General features: G+C 67.8%; 26 protein-coding genes. 11 read left to right on the top strand and 15 right to left on the bottom strand.

Features of this window, described 5'->3' with window-relative positions:
• Window positions 1–43 precede the first annotated feature (43 nt).
• The gene (locus V5F66_RS19050) at window positions 44–1,879 is read left to right on the top strand and encodes an ABC-F family ATP-binding cassette domain-containing protein (protein ID WP_394094503.1); all 1,836 of its coding nucleotides are present in this window, start codon (window positions 44–46) and stop codon (window positions 1,877–1,879) included.
• Window positions 1,880–1,900: 21 nt separating this feature from the next.
• Here the strand turns inward: V5F66_RS19050 and V5F66_RS19055 are convergent, their stop codons facing one another.
• From V5F66_RS19055 to V5F66_RS19090, 8 genes are all read right to left on the bottom strand, one after another.
• Window positions 1,901–2,377: a MaoC family dehydratase gene (locus V5F66_RS19055; RefSeq protein ID WP_012114621.1), complete on the bottom strand. Its 477-nt coding sequence runs from the start codon at window positions 2,375–2,377 to the stop codon at window positions 1,901–1,903.
• On the bottom strand, window positions 2,374–2,838 hold the full coding sequence (locus V5F66_RS19060) for a MaoC family dehydratase (RefSeq protein WP_012114622.1): 465 nt from the start codon (window positions 2,836–2,838) through the stop codon (window positions 2,374–2,376). Before V5F66_RS19060 ends, V5F66_RS19055 begins: the two co-directional genes overlap by 4 nt.
• A 101-nt stretch (window positions 2,839–2,939) precedes the next feature.
• On the bottom strand, window positions 2,940–3,128 hold the full coding sequence (locus tag V5F66_RS19065; RefSeq protein WP_012114623.1) for a DUF6968 family protein: 189 nt from the start codon (window positions 3,126–3,128) through the stop codon (window positions 2,940–2,942).
• A gap of 68 nt (window positions 3,129–3,196) precedes the next feature.
• Window positions 3,197–3,529, bottom strand: a complete 333-nt coding sequence (locus V5F66_RS19070) for a DUF6968 family protein (RefSeq protein ID WP_012114624.1) — start codon at window positions 3,527–3,529, stop codon at window positions 3,197–3,199.
• Between the two features lie 534 nt (window positions 3,530–4,063).
• On the bottom strand, window positions 4,064–4,525 hold the full coding sequence (locus V5F66_RS19075) for a MaoC/PaaZ C-terminal domain-containing protein (RefSeq protein ID WP_012114625.1): 462 nt from the start codon (window positions 4,523–4,525) through the stop codon (window positions 4,064–4,066).
• Between the two features lie 19 nt (window positions 4,526–4,544).
• Window positions 4,545–5,642 carry a redox-regulated ATPase YchF gene (ychF, locus tag V5F66_RS19080; protein ID WP_041575534.1) on the bottom strand — a complete coding sequence of 366 codons (1,098 nt, stop codon included), beginning with the start codon at window positions 5,640–5,642 and terminating at the stop codon, window positions 4,545–4,547.
• A gap of 164 nt (window positions 5,643–5,806) precedes the next feature.
• Window positions 5,807–6,415, bottom strand: coding sequence for an aminoacyl-tRNA hydrolase (gene pth / locus V5F66_RS19085; RefSeq protein ID WP_012114627.1), 609 nt, complete (start codon window positions 6,413–6,415; stop codon window positions 5,807–5,809).
• 70 nt (window positions 6,416–6,485) lie between these two features.
• On the bottom strand, window positions 6,486–7,097 hold the full coding sequence (locus V5F66_RS19090; protein ID WP_012114628.1) for a 50S ribosomal protein L25/general stress protein Ctc: 612 nt from the start codon (window positions 7,095–7,097) through the stop codon (window positions 6,486–6,488).
• 189 nt (window positions 7,098–7,286) lie between these two features.
• Here V5F66_RS19090 and V5F66_RS19095 point away from each other — a divergent pair, with 189 nt between their 5' ends.
• Window positions 7,287–8,372, top strand: a complete 1,086-nt coding sequence (locus V5F66_RS19095) for a c-type cytochrome (protein WP_012114629.1) — start codon at window positions 7,287–7,289, stop codon at window positions 8,370–8,372.
• 21 nt (window positions 8,373–8,393) lie between these two features.
• Here the strand turns inward: V5F66_RS19095 and V5F66_RS19100 are convergent, their stop codons facing one another.
• The 3 genes from V5F66_RS19100 to V5F66_RS19110 all read right to left on the bottom strand — a co-directional run bounded on the left by V5F66_RS19100 (window position 8,394) and on the right by V5F66_RS19110 (window position 10,676).
• Entirely contained in the window at window positions 8,394–8,519 is a 126-nt protein-coding gene (locus tag V5F66_RS19100; protein ID WP_269149865.1) for a hypothetical protein, read from the bottom strand.
• 137 nt (window positions 8,520–8,656) lie between these two features.
• A complete protein-coding gene (locus V5F66_RS19105; RefSeq protein ID WP_012114631.1) occupies window positions 8,657–9,784 on the bottom strand; it encodes a zinc-dependent alcohol dehydrogenase family protein in 1,128 nt (375 codons plus the stop codon).
• A gap of 205 nt (window positions 9,785–9,989) precedes the next feature.
• On the bottom strand, window positions 9,990–10,676 hold the full coding sequence (locus V5F66_RS19110) for a TetR/AcrR family transcriptional regulator (protein WP_394001562.1): 687 nt from the start codon (window positions 10,674–10,676) through the stop codon (window positions 9,990–9,992).
• Window positions 10,677–10,895: 219 nt separating this feature from the next.
• Between V5F66_RS19110 and V5F66_RS19115 the strand changes: the two genes are divergently transcribed.
• From V5F66_RS19115 to cynS, 9 genes are all read left to right on the top strand, one after another.
• The gene (locus V5F66_RS19115) at window positions 10,896–11,462 is read left to right on the top strand and encodes an OsmC family protein (protein ID WP_049775937.1); all 567 of its coding nucleotides are present in this window, start codon (window positions 10,896–10,898) and stop codon (window positions 11,460–11,462) included.
• A gap of 91 nt (window positions 11,463–11,553) precedes the next feature.
• Window positions 11,554–12,675 (top strand): acyl-CoA dehydrogenase, encoded by a 1,122-nt coding sequence (locus V5F66_RS19120; protein WP_394001564.1) that lies wholly within the window; start codon window positions 11,554–11,556, stop codon window positions 12,673–12,675.
• Window positions 12,676–12,818: 143 nt separating this feature from the next.
• Window positions 12,819–13,682 carry a sulfurtransferase gene (locus tag V5F66_RS19125; RefSeq protein ID WP_394001566.1) on the top strand — a complete coding sequence of 288 codons (864 nt, stop codon included), beginning with the start codon at window positions 12,819–12,821 and terminating at the stop codon, window positions 13,680–13,682.
• A gap of 18 nt (window positions 13,683–13,700) precedes the next feature.
• Entirely contained in the window at window positions 13,701–14,315 is a 615-nt protein-coding gene (locus V5F66_RS19130) for a 2-hydroxychromene-2-carboxylate isomerase (RefSeq protein WP_394001568.1), read from the top strand.
• Window positions 14,312–15,490, top strand: a complete 1,179-nt coding sequence (locus V5F66_RS19135) for an NAD(P)/FAD-dependent oxidoreductase (RefSeq protein WP_394094504.1) — start codon at window positions 14,312–14,314, stop codon at window positions 15,488–15,490. Before V5F66_RS19130 ends, V5F66_RS19135 begins: the two co-directional genes overlap by 4 nt.
• 75 nt (window positions 15,491–15,565) lie before the next feature.
• Complete coding sequence (locus tag V5F66_RS19140; RefSeq protein ID WP_394001572.1) at window positions 15,566–16,930, top strand: CmpA/NrtA family ABC transporter substrate-binding protein; 1,365 nt, start codon at window positions 15,566–15,568, stop codon at window positions 16,928–16,930.
• 3 nt (window positions 16,931–16,933) lie between these two features.
• On the top strand, window positions 16,934–17,773 hold the full coding sequence (gene ntrB, locus V5F66_RS19145) for a nitrate ABC transporter permease (protein ID WP_394052036.1): 840 nt from the start codon (window positions 16,934–16,936) through the stop codon (window positions 17,771–17,773).
• 11 nt (window positions 17,774–17,784) lie between these two features.
• On the top strand, window positions 17,785–18,696 hold the full coding sequence (locus V5F66_RS19150; RefSeq protein ID WP_394094515.1) for an ABC transporter ATP-binding protein: 912 nt from the start codon (window positions 17,785–17,787) through the stop codon (window positions 18,694–18,696).
• Window positions 18,697–18,742: 46 nt separating this feature from the next.
• A complete protein-coding gene (gene cynS / locus V5F66_RS19155; RefSeq protein ID WP_012114641.1) occupies window positions 18,743–19,231 on the top strand; it encodes a cyanase in 489 nt (162 codons plus the stop codon).
• Between the two features lie 106 nt (window positions 19,232–19,337).
• Here cynS and V5F66_RS19160 read toward each other — a convergent pair whose 3' ends face one another.
• The 4 genes from V5F66_RS19160 to ptsP form a co-directional block, all read right to left on the bottom strand.
• Window positions 19,338–20,552: a DUF4167 domain-containing protein gene (locus V5F66_RS19160; RefSeq protein ID WP_394007730.1), complete on the bottom strand. Its 1,215-nt coding sequence runs from the start codon at window positions 20,550–20,552 to the stop codon at window positions 19,338–19,340.
• A gap of 551 nt (window positions 20,553–21,103) precedes the next feature.
• Window positions 21,104–21,964, bottom strand: a complete 861-nt coding sequence (gene prmC, locus V5F66_RS19165; RefSeq protein WP_394094516.1) for a peptide chain release factor N(5)-glutamine methyltransferase — start codon at window positions 21,962–21,964, stop codon at window positions 21,104–21,106.
• Window positions 21,965–21,985: 21 nt separating this feature from the next.
• Window positions 21,986–23,068: a peptide chain release factor 1 gene (gene prfA / locus V5F66_RS19170; RefSeq protein WP_012114644.1), complete on the bottom strand. Its 1,083-nt coding sequence runs from the start codon at window positions 23,066–23,068 to the stop codon at window positions 21,986–21,988.
• A 79-nt stretch (window positions 23,069–23,147) separates the two neighbouring features.
• Window positions 23,148–25,415 carry a phosphoenolpyruvate--protein phosphotransferase gene (gene ptsP, locus V5F66_RS19175; RefSeq protein WP_012114645.1) on the bottom strand — a complete coding sequence of 756 codons (2,268 nt, stop codon included), beginning with the start codon at window positions 25,413–25,415 and terminating at the stop codon, window positions 23,148–23,150.
• Window positions 25,416–25,482 lie beyond the last annotated feature (67 nt).

Consider the following 25,482-nt stretch of genomic DNA (forward strand, 5'->3'; position numbering starts at 1 on the left):
GCAACCCTTTGCGTTCCGGCGCCGGGGGCTTTAATCCGGCGCCATGGCTCCTCCCCTCGTTCTCCTCCAGGACATCCATCTGCGCTTCGGCGCGACCCCCCTGCTCGACGGGGCGGAACTTTCTGTTTCCGCCTCCGAGCGCGTGTGCCTTGTCGGGCGCAACGGCTCCGGCAAGTCGACGCTGCTGAAAGTGGCGGCGGGCATGGTGGCGCCGGATTCCGGCACCCGTTTCTTCCAGCCCGGCACCACCGTGCGCTACCTGCCGCAGGAGCCCGATTTCTCCGGCTACGCCACGACCTTGGCCTATGTGGAGGCGGGGATGGGGCCGGGGGATCAGGAGTATCGCGCCCAGTACCTGCTCGACGAACTTGGCCTGAGCGGCCGGGAAGACCCCTCCAATCTCTCCGGCGGCGAGGCGCGGCGGGCTGCGCTCGCCCGCGTCATCGCGCCGGAGCCGGACGTGCTGCTCCTCGACGAGCCCACCAACCATCTCGACCTGCCGGCCATCGAATGGCTGGAAAGCGAGCTGAAGAGCCTGCGCTCGGCCATCGTCCTCATCAGCCATGACCGGCGGTTCCTGGAAACCCTGTCACGCGCCACCGTGTGGCTCGACCGGGGCCAGACCCGGCGGCTCGAACAGGGCTTTTCCGCTTTCGAGGCCTGGCGCGACGAGGTGCTGGAGCAGGAGGAGACCGAGCGCCACAAGCTCGACCGCAAGATCGTCGCCGAACTGGACTGGCTGCGATACGGCGTCACCGCCCGGCGCAAGCGCAACGTGCGGCGCCTCGGCCTGCTGCATTCCATGCGCAAGGATCGCCGCGAGGAGCGCCGCGCCGTCGGCAACGTCAAGCTCACGGTGAGCGAGGCGGAGACCTCGGGCAAGCTGGTCATCGAGGCCAAGGGCATTTCAAAGTCCTACGGCGACCGCACCGTGGTGAAGGATTTCTCCACCCGCATCCTGCGCGGCGACCGCATCGGCATCATCGGCCCCAATGGCGCGGGCAAGACCACCCTCATCAAGCTCCTGACCGGGGAGCTTGCCCCCGACAGCGGCACGGTGAAGCTCGGCACCAACCTGGAAATCGCGAGCCTCGACCAGAAGCGCGCGGCGCTCGATCCCACCACCACCCTGCGCGATGCGCTCACCGGTGGCGGCTCCGACCAGGTGATGGTGGGCGGCCAGCCCAAGCACGTCATCGGCTACCTGAAGGACTTCCTGTTCTCGCCCGACCAGGCCAACGCACCGCTATCGGTGCTATCCGGCGGCGAGCGCGGGCGACTGATGCTGGCGCGCTCCCTGGCGCTGCCCTCCAACATGCTGGTGCTGGACGAGCCCACCAACGACCTGGATCTGGAAACCCTCGACCTGCTGCAGGAGATGGTGGCTGATTATCCCGGCACGGTGATCCTGGTGAGCCACGACCGTGACTTCCTCGACCGCACCGTCTCCAGCGTCATCGTGGCCGAGGGCGACGGTGTGTTCCGGGAATATCCCGGCGGCTATTCGGACATGGTGACCCAGCGTGGCCGAGGCGTGGAGGCGCGGGACAAGGGCGCTCCGGTAGCGAAGGCCAAGGGCGGCGCGCCGGAAGGCAAGCCCGTGCCTGCGGCTCCTGCAGCCGCGGCGCCGGGCAAGGACAAGCGCAAGCTCTCCTTCCACGAGCAGCACGCGCTGAAAACCCTGCCCAAGACCATGGCGACGCTCAAGACCAAGGTAGAGAAGCTCGCCGCCGAGCTGGCGGATCCGGCCCTCTACGCCCGCGACCCCGCCCGCTTCCAGAAGACCTCCGCCGCGCTCACCGCGGCACAAGGGGAGCTGGATGCGGCGGAAGAGGAGTGGCTGCGGCTGGAAATCCTGAAGGAAGAGCTGGAAGGCTGAGCGGCGGCGGGGCCCCTCGGCTCAGCCGCCCTTGCGCGCTACCAGCACCGCGCTCTCGAAATCGATCACCAGGTCGCCGTGCTGATTGGTGCCGGAATTATAGGCCTTCAGCAGGCCCCACTGGGGTCGCCCGCGGGTGGCGATCTTCTCCCGCGCCTCGGTGGCGTAGGTGATGGTGTCGCCCGCATAGACCGGCTTGAGCCAGCGCAGGTTGGTGAAGCCGGGGGACGGACCCACCGCCAGCATGCGCCCGCCCTCGGCCTCCAGGGCCTTGGTCGATCCGGTGTTGAAGGCGATGAAGAACTTCATCCACATGGAGGCTGTGTGCCAGCCGGAGGCCACCAGCGCGCCGAAATGGCTGCGCTTGGCCGCCTCGGGATCTACATGGAACGGCTGGGGATCATAGAGCTTGGCGAAGGCGATCATCTCGGCTTCGGTGAAGGTGTGGCGGCCCAGAACCTCGTGGTCGCCGATTTCCAGTTCCTCGAAATAGGTCATGCGAGGCGGGCTCCCGGATTGCGGCGGCCGATCATGATGACGCAGACCTGCGACATGGCAACGGTCTTGTCCGGCTTCACCAGCTCGAAGCGGAAGGTGACGAGGCCCATGTCCGGCTTGCTTTTGGAGGTGCGGCTTTCCAGCACCGTGCGGCGCAGGGTCAGCACGTCGCCGGGGAAGACCGGGGCGAGCCACTTGTTCTCGGTGACGCCGGGGGAGCCCATGCTGGCGGTGCGCAGCAGGAAGCCGTCGCAGATAAGCCGCATGAGGACCGCGCAGGTGTGCCAGCCGGACGCCGCCATGCCGCCGAGCAGGGACGCCTTGCCCGCCTCCTTGTCCAGATGCATGGGCTGAGGATCGAACTCGCGTGCGAACGCGACGATCTCCTCCTCGCCGAACTGGTGGGAGCCGAACGTTTTCACCTCACCGATGATGAAATCTTCGAAGAAGATGTCGGGCAAGGCGCCCCTCCTGTCGTTGGAGTGCGATGGAAGGCGAGGATGCCGCAAACGTCAAGGTGGGCTGGGGATAAGGTGGCAGGGAACGAGGCGCGCGCGGGCGATCAGAACGTCATCTTGGCGTCTTGGCCATAGCCCGACATGGCCTTGCGCCGGTGGGGCCAATCGATCTCGAAGCGGCAGCCCCAGCAGCCGAACTCATCGTCGATGGCCGGCTTGTAGAGCCGGATGGGGATGGCGAGTGGCGGTCCTGCCGGGGTTCGCAGATAGAGGGTGTGGGTGAGGATGAGCATCAGTTCGGCTCCCAAATGGCTCGCCGGCCGAATATCGCATCTTATGGAAGGCATGATCGGGCTTCGCGTTACAAATAGATCTTGTCCACCCCGATCAGCATATCCCGGACATTCCGGGATACGGGGAAGCCGTAGCCTTCTTGACCCTCGTAAGCGCGCAGTGCTCCATCGTGGTGATAGGAGCTCGTGTAAATTTGGACGCCGATCATCTGCAAGGACACCACCAGCGCCTGCAACGCATCTACTCCGGCTCCCGACATGGTCTTGGTTTCTTCCGGCCAATCGATTTCAAATGCGCATGCCCAGCAGCCGTCTTTCGGGGCAGGCTTGTGAATACGGATCTCGATACGGATCTCGCCTTCGGGACGGTTTAGAAAAAGTGTGTGTGTGAGCATGATCATATTTATTCTCTCAAAAAGGGGGTGGAGGAATTGGCTTGCCCCTCAAGCAAGCAGAGTAACGTTCCGACGCCTGACCATGGCATGCGGGATTTTTCAATGTATTACAGTAGGCCGTATCGATTTTATTCAAGAGATTACATTCCGCTTCCCTCGCGCGGGAAATGGCGCGCGCCGCCATTGAAACCGGGCGATCAGTCCGGGTCGGCTTCGTTGGTGTGTATACATCGCCAGTACCTCCTCCAGCCCATCGCCCGCCACCCGGCTCGCCGCTGGGAATGCGTGGCTGGCTGGGATCATAGCCGCCCTTCAGGGCGAGGCGGAGCTGCCAAGCCGCAAGATCGAGCCGCAGACCGAGGGTGATGCGGCGCAGGTCGTCGAGTGCGCCCGGCTCGGCAGGTGACGGTTTGGCAAGTGACGGTTTGGCAGGTGACGGTTTGGCAGGTGGTGGTGACACGGCGTCCCTCTCTCCATCCAGTGGATGAAGGGATTTTAATCCTAATCAAGAGTCGCGTGAGTAGTTTGCTCAGCCTGGGCTCACAGCGGCCCATCCGGCGCCATGTGCTTCAGCTCGAAGGTGAGGACCTCCGTCCCATCCTCCCGCCGGGCGCTGTTGCGGCGGTGAAAGATGGTCCAGCCCGGCCGGCTGCCGCTGGGGCGGGCCTCCAGGACCTCGGTGAAGAAGGTGAGGGTGTCGCCCGCGCGCACGGGGGCGAGCCATTTCAGGTCGCTCATGCCGAAGCCCACGCCCACCGGCGAGAGCACGGCCGGGTGATCGGCCGGCAGTCCGTCCACGGCGCCGTTCGCGCGCACGAACAGGCCCATCCAGACGCAGGCCGTGTGCCAGCCGGAGGCGACCAGCCCGCCGAACGGGGAGGCGGCGGCCGCCGCCGCGTCCACATGGAAGGGCTGGGGATCGAAAGCCCCGGCGAAGCGCGCGATCTCCTCCTGCGTGAAGGTGAAGCGGCCGATCTCCTGCGGCCCCTCGCGGCCGGCCATTCCCATCGCCCTCGTGGCTTCAGTTGGCGAAGCGGAAGTGCAGCACATCGCCGTCGGCGACCACATATTCCTTGCCTTCGAGGCGGAAGCGCCCGGCCTCGCGGGCGCCGCCCTCGCCCTTGAACTTCACATAATCGTCGTAGGCGACGGTCTCGGCGCGGATGAAGCCCTTCTCGAAATCCGAATGGATCACGCCCGCCGCCGCCGGCGCCTTGGTGCCGGCCGTGATGGTCCAGGCCCGCGCTTCCTTCGGCCCCACCGTGAAATAGGTGAGAAGCTGGAGCAGGTCATAGCCGGCGCGGATCACCCGGTTGAGGCCGGGCTCGTCCAGGTCGATGGCCTCCAGATAGTCCTTCTGCTCCTCGGGGGGCAGGACGGCGATCTCGCTCTCGATCTTGGCCGAAACCACCACCGCCTTGGCGCCTTCGAGCTTGGCCCGCTCGAACACCTGCGCGGAGAGGGAATTGCCCTCCTTGGCCGAGGCCTCCTCCACGTTGCACACATAGAGCACCGGCTTGGCGGTCATGAGGCCGAGCTGGGAGAACAGCTTCTCTTCCTCCGGCTTCACCTGAGCGAGGCGGGCCGGCTTGCCCTCTCGCAGCAGGACGAGGGCCCGGTTCATGAGGTCGAGGGTTTCCTTGGCCTCCTTGTCGGCACCCTTGGCCTTCTTCTCCAGCGCGGCGGCGCGCTTCTCGAGGCTTTCGAGATCGGCCAGCATCAGCTCGGTCTCGATGGTCTCGATGTCGTCCACGGGGGAGATCTTGCCCTCCACATGGGTCACGTCGCCGTCCTCGAAGCAGCGCACCACATGGGCGATGGCGTCGCACTCGCGGATGTTGGCGAGGAACTGGTTGCCGAGCCCCTCGCCCTTGGAGGCGCCGCGCACCAGGCCGGCGATGTCCACGAAGGTGAGGCGGGTGGGGATGATGGCCCCCGAGCCGGCGATCTCGGCCAGCGTGTCGAGCCGCGGGTCCGGCACCGCCACGTCACCCACATTGGGCTCGATGGTGCAGAACGGATAGTTCGCCGCCTGCGCCGCCGCGGTCTGGGTGAGCGCGTTGAAGAGGGTGGACTTGCCCACGTTGGGAAGCCCGACGATGCCGCATTTGAAGCCCATGGAACGCTCAGGTTTGGCCGCCGGCCGGTATCGGGGCAGCAGTGTCAGATTGGCGAGGGATGTCGCGGGGACAGCTCTTGCCCTCCGCATATCCCCTCACGGCGTGGCTCCGCAACCCGCCGGACCATCACGCCGGGCCGCATCGGTCCGCGAAGGCCTGCGCCTCAGCCCTTCTCGCCCACCCGCTTCTGCTCGCCGAAGCCCTGGGCGTCGAGGAACAGGTGCGCGCGGTTCTGGAACTCCTCCGGCCGCTTCTGAGCGAGCAGGTCGGCAAAATCGGCGCAGGCGTCGCAGACGGCGTCGAGCCACGGCTTCTCGCTCTTGGCGAAGTCGTTGAGCACGTAGGCATGCACCAGCGCCTTGTCGCCGGGATGGCCGATGCCGAGACGGACGCGGAAATAGTCGTTGCCACACTGGGCGGTGATGGACCGCAGGCCGTTGTGGCCGGCGTTGCCGCCACCCTTCTTGATGCGCAGCTTGGCCGGAGGCAGGTCCAACTCGTCGTGGAAGACGAAGATGTGGTCGAGGGGGATCTTGTAGAAGCGCTGCGCCTCGGAAACGGCGCGCCCGCTCTCGTTCATGTAGGTCTCGGGGAACAGCGCGATCACCTTCTCGCCGGCGATCTCGCCTTCTGCCGCCAAGGACTGGAAGCGGCGGCGCAGCGGGCCGAGGCGGTGGCGGCGGCAGATCGCCTCGAGCGCCATGAAGCCGATATTATGCCGGTTGCCGGCATATTTCGGGCCGGGATTGCCGAGCCCTGCGAACAGGAACATGTGGCGCCTCCGGCCCGAACGTTCTGGACCATCCTGCTGTCGGTGTGACAGCAGGATGGAGATTGCGAACTCAGGCCTTGGCGGCTTCGGCGGCGTCCTCGGCGGCGGCATCCGCCTGGCCCGACGGGGCGACGACGGTGGCCAGCGTGTCATCGCCATGGCCGGCCCAGGTCACGCCCGCGGGCAGCTTGATACCGGACAGGTGGAAGGTGTCGCCATAGGCGGCGCCGGTCAGGTCCACCTCGACGGAGGCGGGGATCGACTCGGCCGGGCATTCCAGCTCCACGGCGTGGGCCACCACATTCAGGGTGCCGCCGGCCTTGAGGGCGGGGGAGGCTTCCTGATTGAGGAAGTGCACCGGCACCTCGACCGTCACGGTCGCGCCCTGCGAGACGCGCAGGAAGTCCACGTGCAGGGGGAAGTCCTTCACCACGTCCAGCTGGTAGTCGCGGGGGATCACGCGGTGCTTGGTCCCGTCCACGTCGATCTCGAACAGCGTGGTGAGGAAGTGGCCGGCATAGATGGTCTTGTTGATTTCGCGGAAGTTCAGCGAAATCGTCACCGGCTCCTGCTTCTCGCCGTAGATCACGGCGGGCACGCGCCCGGCGCGGCGCTCGGCACGGGCGGCCCCCTTGCCGGCCCGCGGGCGCGCCACAGCCTTCAGTTCCTTGATGGCAGTCATGGCACTCGTCCTAACATTGATAAGATTCTACAACGACGCATGTCGCGATGCGGGCACGCGTCTTCGGCCGCAAGCACGCCTCCAGGGGGGCGCATGCCGCGAACGAAGGCGCGCTTATAGCCGCGCCATGCCGGCGATGCAACAAAGACGGGCCTTTTCGGGTACCGCAGAAACAATCCGGGGGAAGAGATGCAGCAGGGCACGGGGCGGCGCGTGGCGGCGGGGAGCCTGCTGGCAGGCCTTATCCTGGTGGGGGCCTTCACCTCGGGGGCGGCGCTGGGGCAGCAGGCCACGCCTACCCCGCCTGCGGGCGGAAGCGCCGCCGGGCTCGCGGCCAGTCTCGCCAGCGCCAACGCCCGCATCGCGGTGTGGGACATTCCCGATATCGATCTTTTGCCGGACGATGAGGAGGGGCGCCTGGTGCGCTACGGCCGCTCGGTGCTGGAGGCGAGCGCGCGCCACATGGGCCCGGACGCGGCGGACCCGGCCCAGCGTTTCGCCGGTAACAACCTCGCCTGCGTGAACTGCCATCTTGATGCCGGGCGCAAGAAGTTCGGCCTGCCGCTGGTGGCCGCGGCGGCGGACTATCCGCGCTATTCCACCCGTTCCGGCGAAATGGCGGACCTCGCGGACCGCATCGACAGCTGCATGACGCGCTCCATGAACGGACGTGCCATGCCGCGGGACGCTCGGCCCATGCGCGCCCTGCTCGCCTATCTCACCCTCTTGTCCTCGGCCCTGCCGAAGGATGCGAAGATCGAGGGAGCGGGGGCAGGTGCCATCCCGCCGCTGGAGAGGCCGGCGGATCCTGTGCGCGGGGCGGTGGTCTATGCGCAGACCTGCGTCGCCTGCCACCGGGCGGGCGGCGAGGGGCTGCGCCGCAACGCGGCGGATGCGAGCTTCGGCTATGGGGTGCCGCCGCTCTGGGGGCCGGACAGCTTCAATGATGGCGCGGGCATGAACCGGCTCGTCACCATCGCCAATTTCGTCCACGACAACATGCCGAACGGCGTCAGCTGGGTGATGCCGGTGCTTGCGCCGGAGGAGGCCTGGGACGTGGCGGCCTATGTGGTAAGTCAGAACCGGCCCCATCGCGACGGGCTCGACCGGGATTTCCCGGACCTGCTCGACAAGCCCGTGGACACCCCATACGGCCCCTATGCGGATGGCTTCTCGCAGGCACAGCACAAATATGGCCCGTTCGGCCCCATCCGCGCCGAGATCGCGCGGCTGAAGGCGGACAAGGGCCGCGTGCCCAATCCCAACGTGCAGTGAAGCCGTTGGGTGCCCGGCAGCCTATTTGGGCGTGCCGGACTGGCAGGCGTTCGGCTTGCCCTGGCCGAACCAGTTGCCGCATTTGTCGCAGCCGCCGAGGCCGAGGGCGAGCGCCGCGACCACGGCGAGACGGATGACGGCGCGCATGACTTCTCCTGTTCGATGCGGCGCGACTTTAGAGCGTTTTCACGCGATGTGGATACCGGTTCGCGTGAAGAAAACGCGTCAGCCAAATGGCTCTTGCGATGCGGCGGGGAAGGGAACCCTCTCCCGCCGCGTCCCGCTCAATAGACGATGACGTGTCGCACCACCTCGCCGCGGTCGAGGCGGTCGAAGCCCTCGTTGATCTCGTCCAGCGGACCGGTGGAGGAGAGCAGGCGGTTCACCGGCAGCTTGCCGCGCTGGTAGAGCGCCATGAAGCGGGGAATGTCGCGCGGGGGCACGCAGCTGCCCATGTAGCTGCCCTTGATGGTGCGTTCCTCCGCCACGAGATGCACCGGGGGCAGCGAGACCCGGGCGTTGGGATTGGCGAGGCCGCCGGTGGCGGTGGTGCCGCCGCGCCTGGTGATCTTGTAGGCCAGCTCGAAGGCGGGAGCCGAGCCTGCCATCTCCACCGCGTGGTCTACTCCGCCCTTGGTTGCCGCCTTCACCGCATCCACCACATCGGGATCGTTGGCGAGGAAGGTGTCGGTGGCGCCCAGCGAGCGGGCGATGTCGAGCTTGGCCGGCGACAGGTCGAGGGCGACAATCTGCTCCGCACCCGCCGCCACCGCGCCCATTACCGCCGAGAGGCCGACGCCGCCGAGGCCCACCACCGCGACGGACTGGCCGGGCCGTACCCCGCAGGTGTTCACGATGGCACCGACGCCGGTCATCACCGCGCAGCCGAACAGCGCGGCGTCCACCAGCGACATCTCGGGGTCGATCTTGATGATGGAGCGGCGCGAGATCACCGCATATTCGCCGAAGCCGGAAATGCCGCACAGATGATAGGCATCGGTGCCGTCGTCGCAGGTCAGCCGCCGGCCGCCGCCGAGCAGGGTGCCCGCGCCGTTGGCGGCCTGGCCGGGGCCGCACATCTGGGCGCGCCCGTCGAGACAGGAGGGGCAGGTGCCGCAGGTGGGCACGAAACTCATCACCACATGGTCGCCGGGGGCAAGGTCGGTGACGCCGGGGCCGGGCTCCACCACCACGCCGGATGCCTCGTGGCCCAACACCATGGGCAGCTGGCGGGGACGGTCGCCGTTGATCACCGACAGGTCGGAATGGCACAGGCCGGCCGCCGCGATCTTGATCAGCACCTCGCCGGCCTGGGGCGGGGCGAGCTCAACCGTTTCAATGGAGAGCGGGCGCGTCTGCCCGTAGGGCTTGCTCACAGGGGACGCACGGAGCACGGCGGCGCGAATACGCATGATATTTCCTCCCGAGCCTCTTTGCCGACCGTATTGAGGGCGCCGGGGCGTAGCGTCAAGCGTGTCGGACTGCGCATTTGGGAGGGGTGAATTTCAGTCTCGCGGACGGAAATTCGGAGCCCTGGGACGGGCTCGGACCAAAGCCGCCTTGAACCCGTGAGGGTGCGGCCCGGAGCGCGGGCTCAAGTCGTCCTGAAGGCCGGCCTCAGGCGGCCTCGGCGGCGGTCATGCGGGCCAGCAGAAGGTCGGCTGCCTCTCCTGCCAGGACGGCGACGTTCTGGTCCTGCGTGATCATGGCGGCGACGATGGCCCCGTCGATCAGCAGCCCCAGCTGGTGGGCGGCGCCCTCGGGGTCCCGCGCGCCGGCCTCGGCGGCGAGGCGCGAGAGGGTCGCGAGCACCACCTTCTTGTGAGCGAGGGCGATCTGGCGCATGCGGTCGTCCCGCTTGTCGTGCTCGGCCACGGCATTGATGAACGGGCAGCCGAAGAAGCGCTCGTCGCCAAACCACTCGCGCAATACCGGAAAGATTCGGCGCAGGCGGGCAAGCGGCGCTGCCTCGCCCTTGAGCAGTTCGCCGAGGAACCAGTCGCGCCAGGCCGAGCCCTCGCGCTCCAGCACCGCTTCCACCAGGCGTTCCTTTGAGCCGAACGCCTTGTAGAGCGTCGCCTTGGCGGTGGCCGCCTCCGCCACCACCGCGTCCACGCCCACGGCGGTGATGCCGTATTGGCAGAACAGGCGCGTTGCCGCCGCGATGATGCGCTCACGCGCGTTGGGTTCCGCCTCGGGAGCCGGATCCGGGGCGTGGGGATTGGCGCGCTCGGCCTTTGCTGCCTGGGCCTTTGCTGTCTGGGCTTTCGCCGTCGGAGCCCGCGCCGTCTTCGCCTGCTGCATCGCTTCTCACCATCGTGCCGCTTTGGCGGGCACAAAGACAGACCTGTCTGTCAATTACAGGCAGGAATCATGCCGTGCAATCCTGTCGATGGACAGGGCAAAATCCTTTCTTCTCTTGAAGAAGCAGATTTTCCACGCCGCTCGGCGCCCGGGTTCTGGATGTGGCACAGGCCGTGCATAAGACAGACCGGTCTGTCTATATCCGCCGAGGAGATCCGGATGTCTCAATCCAACACCGTCCTGACCGGCTGCCTGCTGCCCGAGGCCACTACGGGCTGCCTTGCCCCCATCGACAAGGACGGGCTCGAGAAGCTCATCGCCGCCGGCAAGGCCGACCCCAAGGTCATCAAGACGCTGAAGTGCAAGACGGTGGCCGAGGGGCGCTTCCGCCATGCCAATTATATCCGCAACCTTGCCCCCTACATCGTGGACGAGCCCCCGGGCCTGCTCGGCGACGACACCGCCCCCAACCCCTCCGAGGCCTCCCTCGCGGCGCTGGGCTCCTGCCTCGCGGTGGGTCTGCATGCCAATGCGGTGCATCGCGGCTGGACCGTGCGCAAGCTGGAACTCCAGCTCGAAGGCGATCTCAACATCACCGCTGTGTGGGGCACGGGCGATGTCAGCGAGAAGCCGGTGGGCTTCACCGACGTGCGCGTGAAGGTGGAGATGGAATGCGACGGCGTGCCGAAGGAAGAGGTGGACGCCCTCATCTCCCACGTCACCAAGTGGTCGCCGGTGGCCAACACCTTCGTGCGCCCGGTCAACCTTGAGGTGGCGCTGGCCTGATCCGGCCTTCCACCCGCTCCACGGCATGCCCGCTTCCTGCGGGCGTGCCCCGCCTTCCGCGCCTTCCGCCTTCCGGGACCAGAGGATTGCCATGTCGTTGACCGCCGTGACCGCCTTGTCGCCGCATGATCTGTCTGCGTCCGACCTTGATCCCGGAGCGGCCCTCGCCGAGATCGGCAAGATCGCGGTGACGGACCTTTCCGCCTGGGCCCGCGCCATCGACGAGGGGACCTATCCGGCCACCCTGCTGCATCGCTTCGCCGATGCCGGCGCCTTCCGACTCCATCTTGGCGAGGGCCACAGGCTCGATGCCGCCATCGAGGGCATGAGCCGAATCTCCGAGGTGTGCACCTCATCCGCCTTCATGGCCTGGTGCCAGAACACGCTGGTCTGGTACCTTATCAACTCCGAGAACGCGGCGGCCAAGGCGAAGTATCTCGCTGCTGCCGCGACAGGCCATGTGCTGGGTGGCACGGCGCTCTCCAATCCCATGAAGTCCTTCTTCGGCATCGAGACGCTCAAGCTGAAGGGCACCCGCGTGGACGGCGGCTACAGGGTGAAGGGCATCCTGCCGTGGGTGTCGAACCTTGGTCCCGACCATTTCTTCGGTGCCATCTTCGCACTGGAGGGCGGCGAGCCGGTGATGGCGCTCATCGACTGCGCCGATCCGGCGGTGACGCTGAAGCCCTGCGAGCCCTTCCTGTCCATGGACGGCACCGGCACCTATGGGGTGCAGGTCCGCGACCTGTTCGTGCCCGACGACATGGTGCTGGCACACGAGGCCATGCCCTTCGTGAAGACCATGCGCGCCGGCTTCATCCTGTTGCAGGCGGGCATGGCCATCGGCCTCATCCGCGACTGTATCGCCATGATGCGCGAGGTGGAGGGACCCCTCGGCCACGTCAACCGCTTCCTCGACGTGCAGCCGGATGCCATGGCCGAGACCCTCGCCGCCATGGAGAGCGAGGTGAATGCGCTGGCGCAGACACCCTTCGACACCAGCCCCGACTATTGGCGCCGGGTGGTGGCGGCCCGCCTGCTCGCCGGCGAGAAGAGCGTGGAGGCCGCGCACAACGCCATGCTCCATTGCGGCGCGCGGGGCTATGTGCGGGCCAGCCGCTGCCAGCGCCGCCTGCGCGAGGCCTATTTCGTCGCCATCGTCACGCCGGCCACCAAGCAGTTGAAGCTGATGCTGGACCAGATGCCGGCATAACCCATTCGTCAAACCGGCCGCCGGTTTGCGTGATGAAGCCGCGCAAGACCGGCGCCGGAACTGCACTTCACAACAAGCGAGGGGCGAAAAGCTCCCGAGATCTTCCGGTTGCCTCGTTATTCACCCTGCGAGAGGGGATCACCATGAGCACCATTCTGATTTCGCCGCCCGACCTGTCCGCGCTGATCCTGTCCGAGCCCACGGTCGTCATCGATACGCGCAATCCCGAGAGCTACGCGGCCGGGCATATTCCCGGAGCGGTCAACCTCCATGAGATTTTCACCTTCCTCGCCACCTCGACCCCCGAGGGCTATGCGGAGCTGCGCGCCAAGTTCGCCGATGCCTTCGGCAAGGCCGGCCTCTCCGGCAAGGAGACGGCGGTCATCTACGAGCAGTCCATGAATTCGGGCTTCGGCCAGTCCTGCCGCGGCTATTTCCTGCTCACCTTCCTCGGCTATCCCAAGATCAAGGTGCTGCACGGCGGCTTTGCCGCCTGGGAGGCCGCCGGCCTGCCCGTCACCACCGCGGTGCCCGAGCCCAAGGCCGTGACGTTCCCGGTCGACGAGGCCGCAGGCGCGGTGATCATCGATGCCGCCGCCATGCTCTCGGCGGTGGACGACCCCGCCGTCGCCAAGCTCGACGTGCGCGACGTGGACGAGTGGATCGGCGAAAGCTCCTCGCCCTATGGCAAGGACTTCTGCCCGCGCAAGGGTCGCATCCCCGGCGCCAAGTGGATCGAATGGTACCGCATGATGAAGCCCACGGCCGAGGGCCCGCGCTTCAAGTCCGCCCCCGAGATACTGGCGGAGTGCGCCACGGTGGGCATTTCACCTGAAACCCCGGTCTATCTCTACTGCTTCAAAGGGGCGCGGGCCTCCAACACCTTCCTCGCGCTGAAAGAAGCGGGGGTGAAGGACGTGAAGATGTATTTTGGCTCCTGGAACGAGTGGTCGCGCGATCCGGCGCTCCCCATCGAGGAGGGGCATCCGGCGGCGGCCACGGCCTGAACCGAAGGAGCCTCCGACGTGCCCGAGATCACCTGCTATTTCAGCCCGCAATCGGGCTATGCCTATCTGGGGCACCCCCGCCTCGTCGCCATCGCGCGCGAGCACGGCGCCAGCATTCTCTGGCGGCCCGTGGATATCCTGAAGGTCTTCGCCGAGGGCGGCTCCACCGCCCCGGCCAAGCAGTCCCCCGTGCGCAACGCCTATCGCAAGAAGGATATCGTGCGCTGGGCGAAGCTGCGCGGCATTCCCATCACCACCGAGCCGGCCTTCTGGCCCACGGACACGCTGCCCGCCTGCCGACTGATCGCCGCCGCGCAAGGCGAGGGGATCGACCCCGAAGCCCTCATCTTCGCCTGCCTCAGCGCGGTGTGGGCGCGGGACATCCAGATTTCCGACCGAGCCAACCTTATCCGCCTCGCCGACGAGGTGGGGCTTGATGGCGCGCGCCTGGTGGAGCTGTCCGACAGCGTGGCCGCCGCCGAGCAGGTCCAGCGCAACACCGTGGCTGCCATCGAGGCCGGGGTGTTCGGCTCGCCCTCCTATGTGCTGAATGGCGAGCTCTATTTCGGCCAGGACCGGCTGGACTTTGTCGCCGCCGCGCTCGCAGCCGGCGAGCCGGGGGCGGCGCTGTGAGCGCCCCCGTCGTCATCGTCGGGGCGGGGCAGGCGGCGGCGCAGGCCGTCACCTCCCTGAAGGCGGAAGGGTATGCCGGCGATATCATCGTCATCGGCGATGAGCCCTATCTGCCCTACCAGCGTCCGCCACTCTCCAAGGCCTATCTCGGCGACGAGATGACCGAGGACCGGCTCGAATTGAAGGCGCCCAAATTCTATGCGGATGCCGGGGCGGAGCTGCGCCTTGCCACCCGCGTCGCCCGCCTGCTGCCGGCCGAGAAGGCGGTGGAGCTGGCGGACGGCTCCCGTCTCGCCTACGGCGCGCTGCTGATCGCCACCGGCACTCGCGCCCGCGCCTTGCCGGTGCCGGGAGCGGAACTGGCGGGCCTCTTCTCCATCCGCTCCATCGATGACGTGAAGCACTTCCGTGCCTCAGCCGTGCCGGGGGCGAAGCTCGTCATCATCGGCGGCGGCTATATCGGCCTTGAGGTGGCGGCCAAGGCGAAGAAGCTCGGCCTCGAAGTGACTGTGGTGGAAGGCCAGCCGCGCCTGCTCGCCCGCGTCGCCTGCGCCACCATCTCCGATTTCGCCCGCACCCTGCATCAGGGCAATGGCGTCACCATCCTCACCGGCATGGGCGTGGCCCGGCTGGTGGGCACGGAGCGGGTGACGGGGGTGGAACTTGCGGATGGGCGGGTGCTGCCGGCCGATCTCGTTCTGTCCGCCGTGGGCGCGATGCCCAATGCGGAGCTGGCCTCCGAGGCGGGGCTGGTGCTGGAGAACGGCATAAGGGTGGACGAGGCCACCCGTACCAGCGCGCCCGACATCTATGCCGCCGGCGATGTCGCCTCTTTTCCGAGCAGGCTCTACGGCCGGCGGGTTCGCCTTGAATCCGTGCAGAATGCCATCGATCAGGCCAAGGCTGCCGCAAAAGCGATCACGGGTGGTGGCGTTGTATACGATCCCATCCCCTGGTTCTGGTCCGATCAATACGATGTGAAGCTCCAGATCGCGGGGCTCCTCGACGGCTGCGAGCGCACCGAAACCGAGGGTGACGTGGCCGCCGGACGCTTCTGCGTGCGGTATTTCGCGGGGGATCGGCTGCTGGCGGTCTGCTCGGTCAACGATCCCAAGAGCCACATGCTCGCCCGCAAGGCCCTCGCCACGCCGCCACCGGTGCCTGCCCCCGGCTAGGGGTGGCACGGGCATTGCCATCACCAAGCGTCACCTGCCCGCCGAATCCTCGCACTCGTCTTCCGGAGCGCCCTTATGTCGATGTTCTCGAACCCGTTCTCGCTGAAGTCCAAGCTCGGCCGCTGCCTGTGCGGGCGCCATGCGACGCAGGAGGAGCACGCGGCATCGGAACGGGCGGCGGGGCTGGGCGACGAGGCGCGCTACCGCGATGTGGTGGCCTCCGGCCTCATGCGAGCGCTGTTTCCCAACGATATGAAGCGCCGCGCCTTCCTCAAGGCGGTGGGCGCCTCCACCGCCGCGGCGGCGCTCGCCACCTTCTTCCCGCTGGACGCCGCGACCGAGGCGTTCGCCGCCACCGGCAAGCCGGAGAAGACCGACCTGAAGGTGGGCTTCATCCCCATCACCTGCGCCACCCCTATCATCATGGCGCACCCCATGGGCTTCTACGCCAAGCAGGGCCTGAACGTGGAGGTGGTGAAGACCGCCGGCTGGGCGGTGGTCCGCGACAAGACCATCAACAAGGAATATGACGCCGCCCACATGCTGGCGCCTATGCCGCTGGCCATCTCCCAGGGCCTCGGTTCCAACCCGATCCCCTTTGTCACGGCCGCCATCGAGAACATCAACGGCCAGTCCTTCACGCTTGGCATCAAGCATAAGGACAAGATGGACGTGAAGTCGTGGAAGGGGCTGAAGTTCGCCATTCCCTACGACTTCTCCATGCACAATTACCTGCTGCGCTATCTGCTGGCGGAGAACGGCATCGATCCCGACTCCGACGTGCAGCTGCGCGTGGTGCCGCCGCCGGAGATGGTGGCGAACCTGCGTGCCGAGAACATCGACGGCTTCCTCGCCCCCGACAACGTTGCCCAGCGCGCGGTGTTCGATGGGGTGGGCTTCATCCACTCCCTGTCCAAGACCATGTGGGACGGCCACCCCTGCTGCGCCTTCGCGGCGAGCCGGGAGTTCATCACCACCATGCCCAACACCTATGCGGCGCTACTGCGGGCCATTGTCGATGCCACCGGCTACGCCTCGAAGACCGAGAACCGCAAGGCCATCGCCGAGGCCATCGCCCCGCCGGCCTATCTCAACGCGCCGGTGACGGTGCTGGAGCAGGTGCTGGTGGGCAAGTACGCGGACGGCCTGGGCAACATCAAGGACGACCCCAAGCGCATCGATTTCGATCCGTTCCCGTGGGAGAGCTTCGCGGTTTGGATGCTGACCCAGATGAAGCGCTGGGGCCAGATCAAGGGCGAGGTGGACTATGCCTCGGTGGCCAACCAGGTGTTCCTCGCCACCGACGCCGCCAGGGTGATGAAGGAGATGGGGCTCACCCCGCCTGCCACCACCTCCAAGTCGTTCTCGGTGATGGGCAAGGTGTTCGACCCGGCAAAGCCCGCCGAATATGTCGCCTCCTTCGCCATCAAGCGGAGCTGAGCGATGAAGAGCCTCGGCGTGCGCGCCGGCCTGCTTTCGGTGCTGCTGTTCATCGCCTTCTGCGTGCTCTGGCAGGTCGCCGTCACCCCGAGCGCAAGCACGGGGCCGGCGCTGGATCCGGAATATGCCAAGCTCATGGGCATCTCCACCGTGGGGGCGAAGTCGGCCATGCCGGGGCCGCTCGACGTGGCGGCCAAGCTCTGGGACAACCTGAAGCGGCCGTTCTACGACAACGGGCCGAATGACAAGGGGCTGGGCCTCCAGCTGCTCTATTCCATCGGCCGGGTGGCGCTGGGCTATGTGCTCGCCGTGCTGGTGGCGGTCCCCATCGGCTTTCTCATCGGCATGTCGCCGCTCGCCTACCGCGCGCTCGACCCCTTCATCCAGGTGCTGAAACCCATCTCGCCCTTGGCCTGGATGCCGCTCGCGCTCTACACCATAAAGGATTCCACCCTCTCGGCCATCTTCGTCATCTTCATCTGCTCGGTGTGGCCGATGCTGCTCAACACCGCCTTCGGGGTGGGGGCGGTGCGCAAGGAGTGGCTGAACGTCGCCCGCACCCTGGAAGTGGGGCCATGGCGGCGGGCTTTCACGGTGATCCTGCCAGCGGCGGCGCCCACCATCCTCACTGGCATGCGCATTTCCATCGGCATCGCCTGGCTCGTCATCGTGGCGGCGGAGATGCTCGTGGGCGGCACCGGCATCGGCTACTTCGTGTGGAACGAGTGGAACAACCTCTCCATCGCCAATGTCATCGTGGGCATCCTGTTCATCGGCGTCGTGGGCATGGTGCTCGACCTGATCCTGGCGCGCCTGCAGCGGCGCGTGACCTTTCCGGAGTGAGCGCCGTGGCGGTGAGCGATCCCAAATTCATCTCCATCGAAGGCATCGCCCGGCGCTATCCGGCGGCGGGGGGCGGCTTCACAACCATCTTCGAGGACCTGTGGCTGCAGGTGCCGCGGGGCGAATTCGTCTGCATCATCGGCCATTCGGGATGCGGCAAGACGAGCGTGCTGAACATCCTCGCCGGGTTGGAAAATCCCTCCGACGGGGTGGTGGTGGTGGACGGGCAGGCCATCGCCGGGCCGAGTCTCGACCGGGCCGTCATCTTCCAGGGCCATGCCCTGCTGCCGTGGAAGAGCGTGCTCGGCAACGTGGCCTATGCGGTCTCCTCCCGCTGGCGCAAGGCGGGCCGGGCCGAGGTGGAGGAGCGGGCGAAGCGCTTCATCGACCTCGTGGGCCTCAAGGGCAACGAGGCGAAGAAGCCGGCGGAGCTGTCCGGCGGCATGCGCCAGCGCGTGGGCATCGCCCGGGCGCTCTCCATCGAGCCCAAGATCATGCTCATGGACGAGCCGTTCTCGGCGCTGGACGCGCTCACCCGCGGCACGCTGCAGGACGAGGTACGTCGCATCTGCAAGTCCACCGGGCAGACGGTGGTGATGATCACCCACGACGTGGACGAGGCCATCTACCTCGCCGACAGGATCGTGCTCATGACCAACGGCCCGGAGGCCATGGTGGCGGAGGTCGTGGAGAACCCGCTGCCGGCCGACCGCCGCCGCGACACCATCCACCACGAGCCGGATTTCTACACGGTGCGCAACCACCTGGTGGATTTCCTGGTGTCGCGCAGCCGCACCTTCAGGGACGACAAGCCGGCAGGCTATGACCCGCGCCATCCGCCCCTGGTGCGCCCTGGCGCGCCGGTCACGTCGCCCCCCGCCAACACCATCCCCTTTCCCGCCGTTGCCAAGGCCCGCGACTGATCGCGCGGGGCTGGCCCGACAGAACCAAGAGTGGAGAGCAAGACCCATGAAGCGCGAGCAACTCACCGAGAAGATCCTCGACATCAAGCGCGAGAAGGGCTGGACCTGGAAATACATCTGCGAGGAGATCGGCGGCATGTCGCCTGTCCTAGTGGTGGGCGCGCTGCTGGGCCAGATGAAGCTGGTGAAGCCGCTGGCGAAGAAGGCCGCCGAGCTGTTCGGCCTTTCCGAGGTGGAAGAGCGCATGCTGAACGAGGTGCCCATGCGCGGCGCCGGCACGCCCATGCCGCCCACCGACCCGCTCATCTACCGCTTCTACGAGCTGGTGATGGTGAACGGCCCGGCCTGGAAGGCGCTCATCGAGGAGGAGTTCGGCGACGGCATCATGTCCGCCATCGACTTCAACATGGAGATGGTGCGCGAGCCCAATCCCAAGGGCGACCGCGTGCAGATCACCATGTCCGGCAAGTTCCTGCCCTACAAATACTATGGCAACGAGCAGGGCATCCCCGACTACGGCTTCAAGGAAAGCTGAGGCGGCGGGCGCCTCCGGCCCATTGCCGATGCCGCTATGACAAACGAAAAACCCCGCCGGGCGACCCGGCGGGGTTTTTCGTTTCACGCAAGCTGCACTGGCAGCTTCAATCGTTGAAGAGCGCGGTCTGCTCGGGGGCCGGGGCCTCGCCTGCGGCCTGCTCGGTCGTGCCCTCAGCACGGGTGCGGAAGCGGCGGCGACGGCCGCGACGGGCATCCGTGCCCTCGGTCGCCTCGGCAGCCTCAGGGGCTTCCACGGCTTCCTCGCGGGGCGGCTCGACCCGCGCGGGCTCGGCGCGGACCGGCTCAGGGCGGGCCGGCTCGGCGCGGGCGACTTCCGCCCGGGGGGCTTCGGCCTTCGGCGTCTCTACGCGGGGCGCCTCGACCTTGGGCGCCTCAACTCGGGGCGCTTCGGCGCGGGGTTCCGCGCGCTCCTTGGCGATGGCGGGGGAGCCGGTGATGAAGGACGGCAAGCCGAGATCCTGCTCCTCCTCCCGCGGGGCGCGGGGCGCGCGAGGCGCCTCGGCCTCCTCGCTGCGGGGGACGCGGGCGGCGCGCGGCGTGAAGCCCTCGCCGCTCTCGTCGCGGTTGCGGCGGCGGAACTCACGCGGCGCACGATCTTCGCGAGGAGCGCGATCCTCACGGGGCGCCCGATCCTCACGGGGGGCGCGATCTTCGCGGGGCTCGCGGGCCTCCCGCTGTTCAAGGGGAGCGCGATCATCGCGCGGTTCGCGCTGCTCACGGAAGTCGCGCTGCTCGCGGGGGGCACGCTGGTCACGCGGTTCGCGCTGCTCGCGGGCCTCGCGCTGCTCCCGGGGCTGGTAGCCTTCGTCGTCGTCGCGGTTGCGGCGGTAATTGCCCTGGCGGTTGTCGCGCTGGCCGCGGTCATCGCCCCGGTTGTCGCGATTGTTGTCCCGGTTGTCCCGGTTCTCACGCGCCTCGCGGGGCTGGTAGGGCTGCTCGCCGCGGTTGAAGGCCGGCTGGGGCGCATCGAGGGCGCCCACGTCGTCGGTATCCTCGTCATCCATCTCGTCGTCGCGGCCGAAGCCGGGCGGGGGGGCGAACTGGCCCTGGAGCGAGGCGATGAGGCGCAGATAATGCTCGGCGTGCTGGAAATAATTCTCAGCGGCCACGTGATCTCCGGACGACTGGGCGTCGCGGGCGAGCTGCTGGTATTTCTCCGCGATGTGGTGCGCCGTTCCACGCACCTTCGTGTCCGGGCCGTTCGATTCGTAGACCCGTGTCAGAGGGTTCGAGCTGCGCCGGTTGCCGTTGTTGTTGTTGCGGCCGCGCATGCGCTGCTTCTGCTGACCATTTCTCATGTGGATCAATCTCTACTCGCCCGGCGTTCACGCCGCCGTCTGCGCCCGGTCGCCATGCGCCGGTGAACTCCGCAACACGCCCGATGGTTGGTCCGGGCGGCGCACGCCAGGATGCGCGCTGTTCCGCTTTCGCAGGCCAAGAACGTCAGCTTCGCGAGCCGCCTGCGCCGGCATTCGCGCTGGTCTGAAAGTGCGATCGTTCGTTAAGTCAGGATCTGTCCGATCATCGAGCCCCGTCCCGTGCCCCCCAGCACGGCCGCCGTTACACGATACGCTGCCGAGCCATCGGACCCGCGCGCGCTCAACACCGTGAAACGATCTCACCGCCGGATGCTGGAATGTGCGCAGCATGCGCGCGCATCATCCCACCGCATCCATAGCGCCCGAAACATCTGCCTGAGATTTCGGAAGCCCGCATCAGCCCCTTGGGCCAACACATCGGTTCGATTCCTGAAAAAGACACTAGCCATTTCCCTCCCAGGTTCCAAGCGGTTTTTTCTCAGCTTGCGTGCTGCTTGCCTTGGGGCGCCGCCATTTGCCGCTACCGGGCCCTACCCGCGGCGGGCGAGGAGGGCCCTGGGGATGCCCGAAAGATCGCGCCGCGCCGGACCTGCCACCTCAAGTCCCGCCGCCGCGACCAGCGCCGCCACGGCCGCTTCCTGTCCCTCGCCCAGCTCCAGCACGGCGATGCCGCCTCGGCGCACGAGGCGCGGCAGGTCGGCGGCGATGGCTTCATAGGCGAGGAGGCCGTCCGCCCCGGCCTCCAGCGCGAGATGAGGGTCGTGCAGGCGGACTTCGGCGGGCAGGTCCAGCATGGCCGAAGAGGTGATGTAGGGCGGATTGGAGACCACGAGGTCGAAGCCGCCGGCCAGCGCCGTTCCCCAGTCGCCCACCAGTACATGGGCGCGCGCGGTGAGGCCGTTGCGGGCGAGATTGGCGCGCGCGGTCAAGGCCGCGCCCTCTGAGCGGTCCACGGCGATGCCGGTGGCGTTGGGACACTCCACCAGCAAGGCGGCGAGGATCGCGCCCGTGCCCGTGCCCAGATCGAGGATGGAGAGGGGTGCGCTTCGGTCGGGCAGCGCGGCGAGGGCCGCCTCCACCAGGGTCTCGGTGTCGGGGCGGGGCACCAAGGTGTCCGGGGAGAGGTGAAGGTCGAGACTCCAGAATTCCCGCCGGCCACGAATGCGCGCCACCGGCTCGCCGCCCGCCCGCCGTTTCGTGAAGGCGCGGGCCGTCGCCTCGGCTTCGGGAGGAACGGGCGCCTCGGCCCGCAACAGCAGGTCGCCCGGCGCGCAGTCGAGCGCCTGCGCCAGCAGCAGGCGGGCGTCGAGGTCCGGCGTCTCCACGCCCGCCGCAGCGAGGGATGCCGCCATCTGCCGGCGCAGAGTGCCGATGGTCAGGGCTTCAGCCAAAGCAGGGCCCTTGCCCACGGCTCAGGCGTCCTCGGCCGCGGCGAGCAAAGCGGCCTGATGCTCGGTGAGCAGCGGATCGATGATCTCGTCCAGCGCCGTGCCCGCGATCACCTCGTCCAGCTTGTAGAGGGTGAGGTTGATGCGGTGGTCGGTGACGCGGCCTTGCGGGAAATTATAGGTGCGGATGCGCTCGGAGCGGTCGCCGGAGCCCACCTGGCCCTTGCGCTCGGCGGCGCGGCCGGCCTCCTTCTTCTGGCGCTCGTCGTCGAGCAGGCGCGCGCGCAGCAGCGCCATGGCGCGGGCCTTGTTACGGTGCTGGGAGCGCTCGTCCTGCACCGCCACCACCGTGTTGGTGGGAAGGTGGGTGATGCGCACCGCGCTCTCGGTCTTGTTCACATGCTGGCCGCCGGCGCCCTGGGCGCGATACACGTCGATGCGCAGGTCCGCCTCGTTGATGTCCACGTCCACGTCCTCCGCCTCGGGCAGCACGGCGACGGTGGCGGCGGAGGTGTGGATGCGCCCGCTGGTCTCGGTGGCCGGCACGCGCTGGACCCGGTGGACGCCGCTCTCGAACTTCAGGCGCGCATAGGCGCCGCGGCCGTGAAGGGCGGCGACGATTTCCTTGTAGCCGCCCATGGTCCCCTCGCTCTCGGAGAGGATTTCCACGCTCCAGCCCTTCTCGGCGGCGTAGCGCGTGTACATCCGGTAGAGGTCGCCCGCGAACAGGGCGGCCTCGTCGCCGCCGGTGCCGGCGCGCACCTCCAGGATGATGCCGCGCTCGTCCATGGCGTCCTTGGGCAGCAGCGCGAGGCGCACGGCGGTGGCAAGGGCCTCAATCCGGTCCTGAAGGCGCTCCACCTCCGCCTCGGCCATTTCCCGCATCTCGGGGTCGGCGGCGGATTCGGCCAGAAGCTCATTGGCGCCTTCCAGGTCGCGCTCGGCATCCTTCAGGGCGCGCACCTGCTCCACCACCGGCGACAGGTCAGAAAACTCGCGGCCGAGGCGCACATATTCCTCGCCCTCCGCGCCGCGGGACAGGGCGGCCTCGATCTCGGCGTGGCGCGCGACCAACTGGTCGAGCTTGGCGGTGGGCAGGGCGGTCATGGGTCTCGGGCGTTTTCCGCAAGGGTGAAGCCGGTTTGCGTCCAGAAAACGCGGGTGGGGGCGGCCATTTGGGCGCGCCCTAAATGGGCAGCCCGCTCGCCTTGGCGAAAGCTGCGAGCGCGGCGCGCGGGTCGGCCGTGCCGGTCTTGTCCTCCAGCAGGGGCAGCAGCACCTTGCGGGCGGCGGAGACATCCAGCTCCAGCATCATGGCCTTCACCGGGCCAATGGAGGCCGGCGACACCGACAGTGCCCGGTATCCCAGCGCAGCGAGGGCCACCGCCTCAAGCGGCCGCGATGCCAGTTCGCCGCACAGGGTCACCGGCTTGCCATGGCGCTGGCCCGCCTCCGCCACCATGCGGAACGCCCGAAGGGCCGGCGGGGACAGCGGGTCGAAGCGGTCCGCCACGCGCACGTTGGAGCGGTCCGCCGCATAGAGGAACTGGACCAGATCATTGGAGCCCACCGAGAGGAAGTCGGCGCGCGAGAGGATCTCGTCCAGCTGGAACAGCAGGGAGGGCACCTCCACCATGGCGCCCACATAGACCTTCTCGGGCAGGCCGTGGCCGTGCTTGCGCAGATGGGTCAGCTCGCGCTCGACGATGGCGCGGGCGCGGTCGAATTCCTCCACCGCCGCCACCATGGGGAACATGATGCGCAGATCGCGCCCCGCGCCGGCCCGCAGCAGCGCCCGCAGCTGGCTGCGCAGCAGGCCCGGCCGGTCCAGCCCGAGGCGGATGGCGCGCCAGCCCAGCGCCGGGTTCTCCTCCTCGACGGTGCGCATATAGGGCAGCACCTTGTCGCCGCCGATGTCGAGGGTGCGGAAGGTGACGGGCTTTTCGCCGGCGGCATCCAGCACCGCGCGATAGAGCTTCAGCTGCTCCGAGATGCGCGGGAAAGCCGAGGCGATCATGAATTGCAGCTCGGTGCGGAACAGGCCGATGCCGGCCGCGCCGGTCTCGGACACATGGGGCAGGTCCACCAGCAGGCCGGCATTCAGGTGCAGTTCGATGTGCACGCCGTCCTTGGTGACCGATGGGCGGGTGCGTAGCGCCGCATACTGGGCCTGGCGGCGGGCGCGGAAGCGCACCTTCTCCGCATAGGCTTCCTCAACGTCACCGGGCGGGCGCAGGTGCACCTCGCCGGCCTGCCCGTCCACGATGACCGGGTCGCCGGGATCGGCGAGGCCGGCCGCATTCTCCACCTGGCCCACGGCGGCGATGCCGAGCGCGCGGGCGACGATGGTGACATGGCTGGTGGTGCCACCTTCCTCCAGCACGAGGCCGCGGATGCGCGTCCGGTCATAGTCGAGCAGCGCCGCCGGGCTCATGTTGCGGGCGACGAGGATGGCGTTTTCCGGCAGCGCCTCGCGCTCCGAGCCGCGATTGCGGCCGGTTAGCTCGCGCAGCAGGCGGTTGGCGAGGTCGTCGAGGTCGTGCAGGCGCTCGCGCAGATAGGGGTCGGAGGCGCGCATCATGCGGGCGCGGGTATCCGACTGCACCCGCTCGACCGCGCCTTCGGCGGTGAGGCCGGAGAGCACCGCCTCACGCATCTTGTGCATCCAGCCCCGGTCGTGGGCGAACATGCGGTAGGCTTCCAGGATGTCGCGATGCTCGCCGGCCTTGGCGAGGCCGTCGTCCTCCAGCATCAGGTCGATGGAGTGCCGAAGCTTGCCGATGGCGGCATCGAGGCGGGCGGTCTCCTTCACAACGTCGTCGGCGATGACGTTGGTGACCTTGATGCGCGGCTCGTGCAGCACCACGTGGCCGAGGCCGAGGCCATCGGCCAGCGCCACGCCCTTCAGATGCAGCGGCCGGCGCACCGCCGGCTCGGCGCCGGGCTTGGCCAGCGCGGTGAGTTCCCCGGAGGCGATCATCTCCGCCAGCACCATGGCGGTGGTCTGGAGCGCCTCGATCTCCTCTTCCGTATAGGTCCGGCGGGCGCGGTTCTGCACCACCAGCACGCCCAGCGTGTTGCCGGCCCGCAGGATCGGCACGCCGAGGAAGGAGTTGTAGACCTCCTCGCCGGTTTCCGGGCGGTAGGAGAATTCCGGATGGGCGTGGGCGTCCGAAAGGGCGAGGGATTCCGCCTCGCGCGCCACATGGCCGACCAGGCCCTCATCCACGCGCATGACGGTGAGATGAACCGCGTCCCGGTTCAGGCCTTCCGTGGCATAGAGTTCGAGCGTCTGGTCGACGCGCAGCACATAGACCGAGCAGACTTCGGCCACCATGTTGGCGGCGATCAGCACCACGATCTTGTCGAGGCGGTCCTGCGCGCTGACCTGTTCCGCCATCACCTCGCGGAGGCGGCGGAGCAATACGCGCGGACCGCCGAGCGCGCCACGCATCGGCCGCATCCTTAAATGTGGGCGGGTTTCAGGTGCCCGCGGGGCTCTTCGTCGAACGGCGCGCGCC

The sequence above is a fragment of the Xanthobacter versatilis genome (assembly GCF_043193975.1).
GTDB lineage: Bacteria > Pseudomonadota > Alphaproteobacteria > Rhizobiales > Xanthobacteraceae > Xanthobacter > Xanthobacter autotrophicus_E.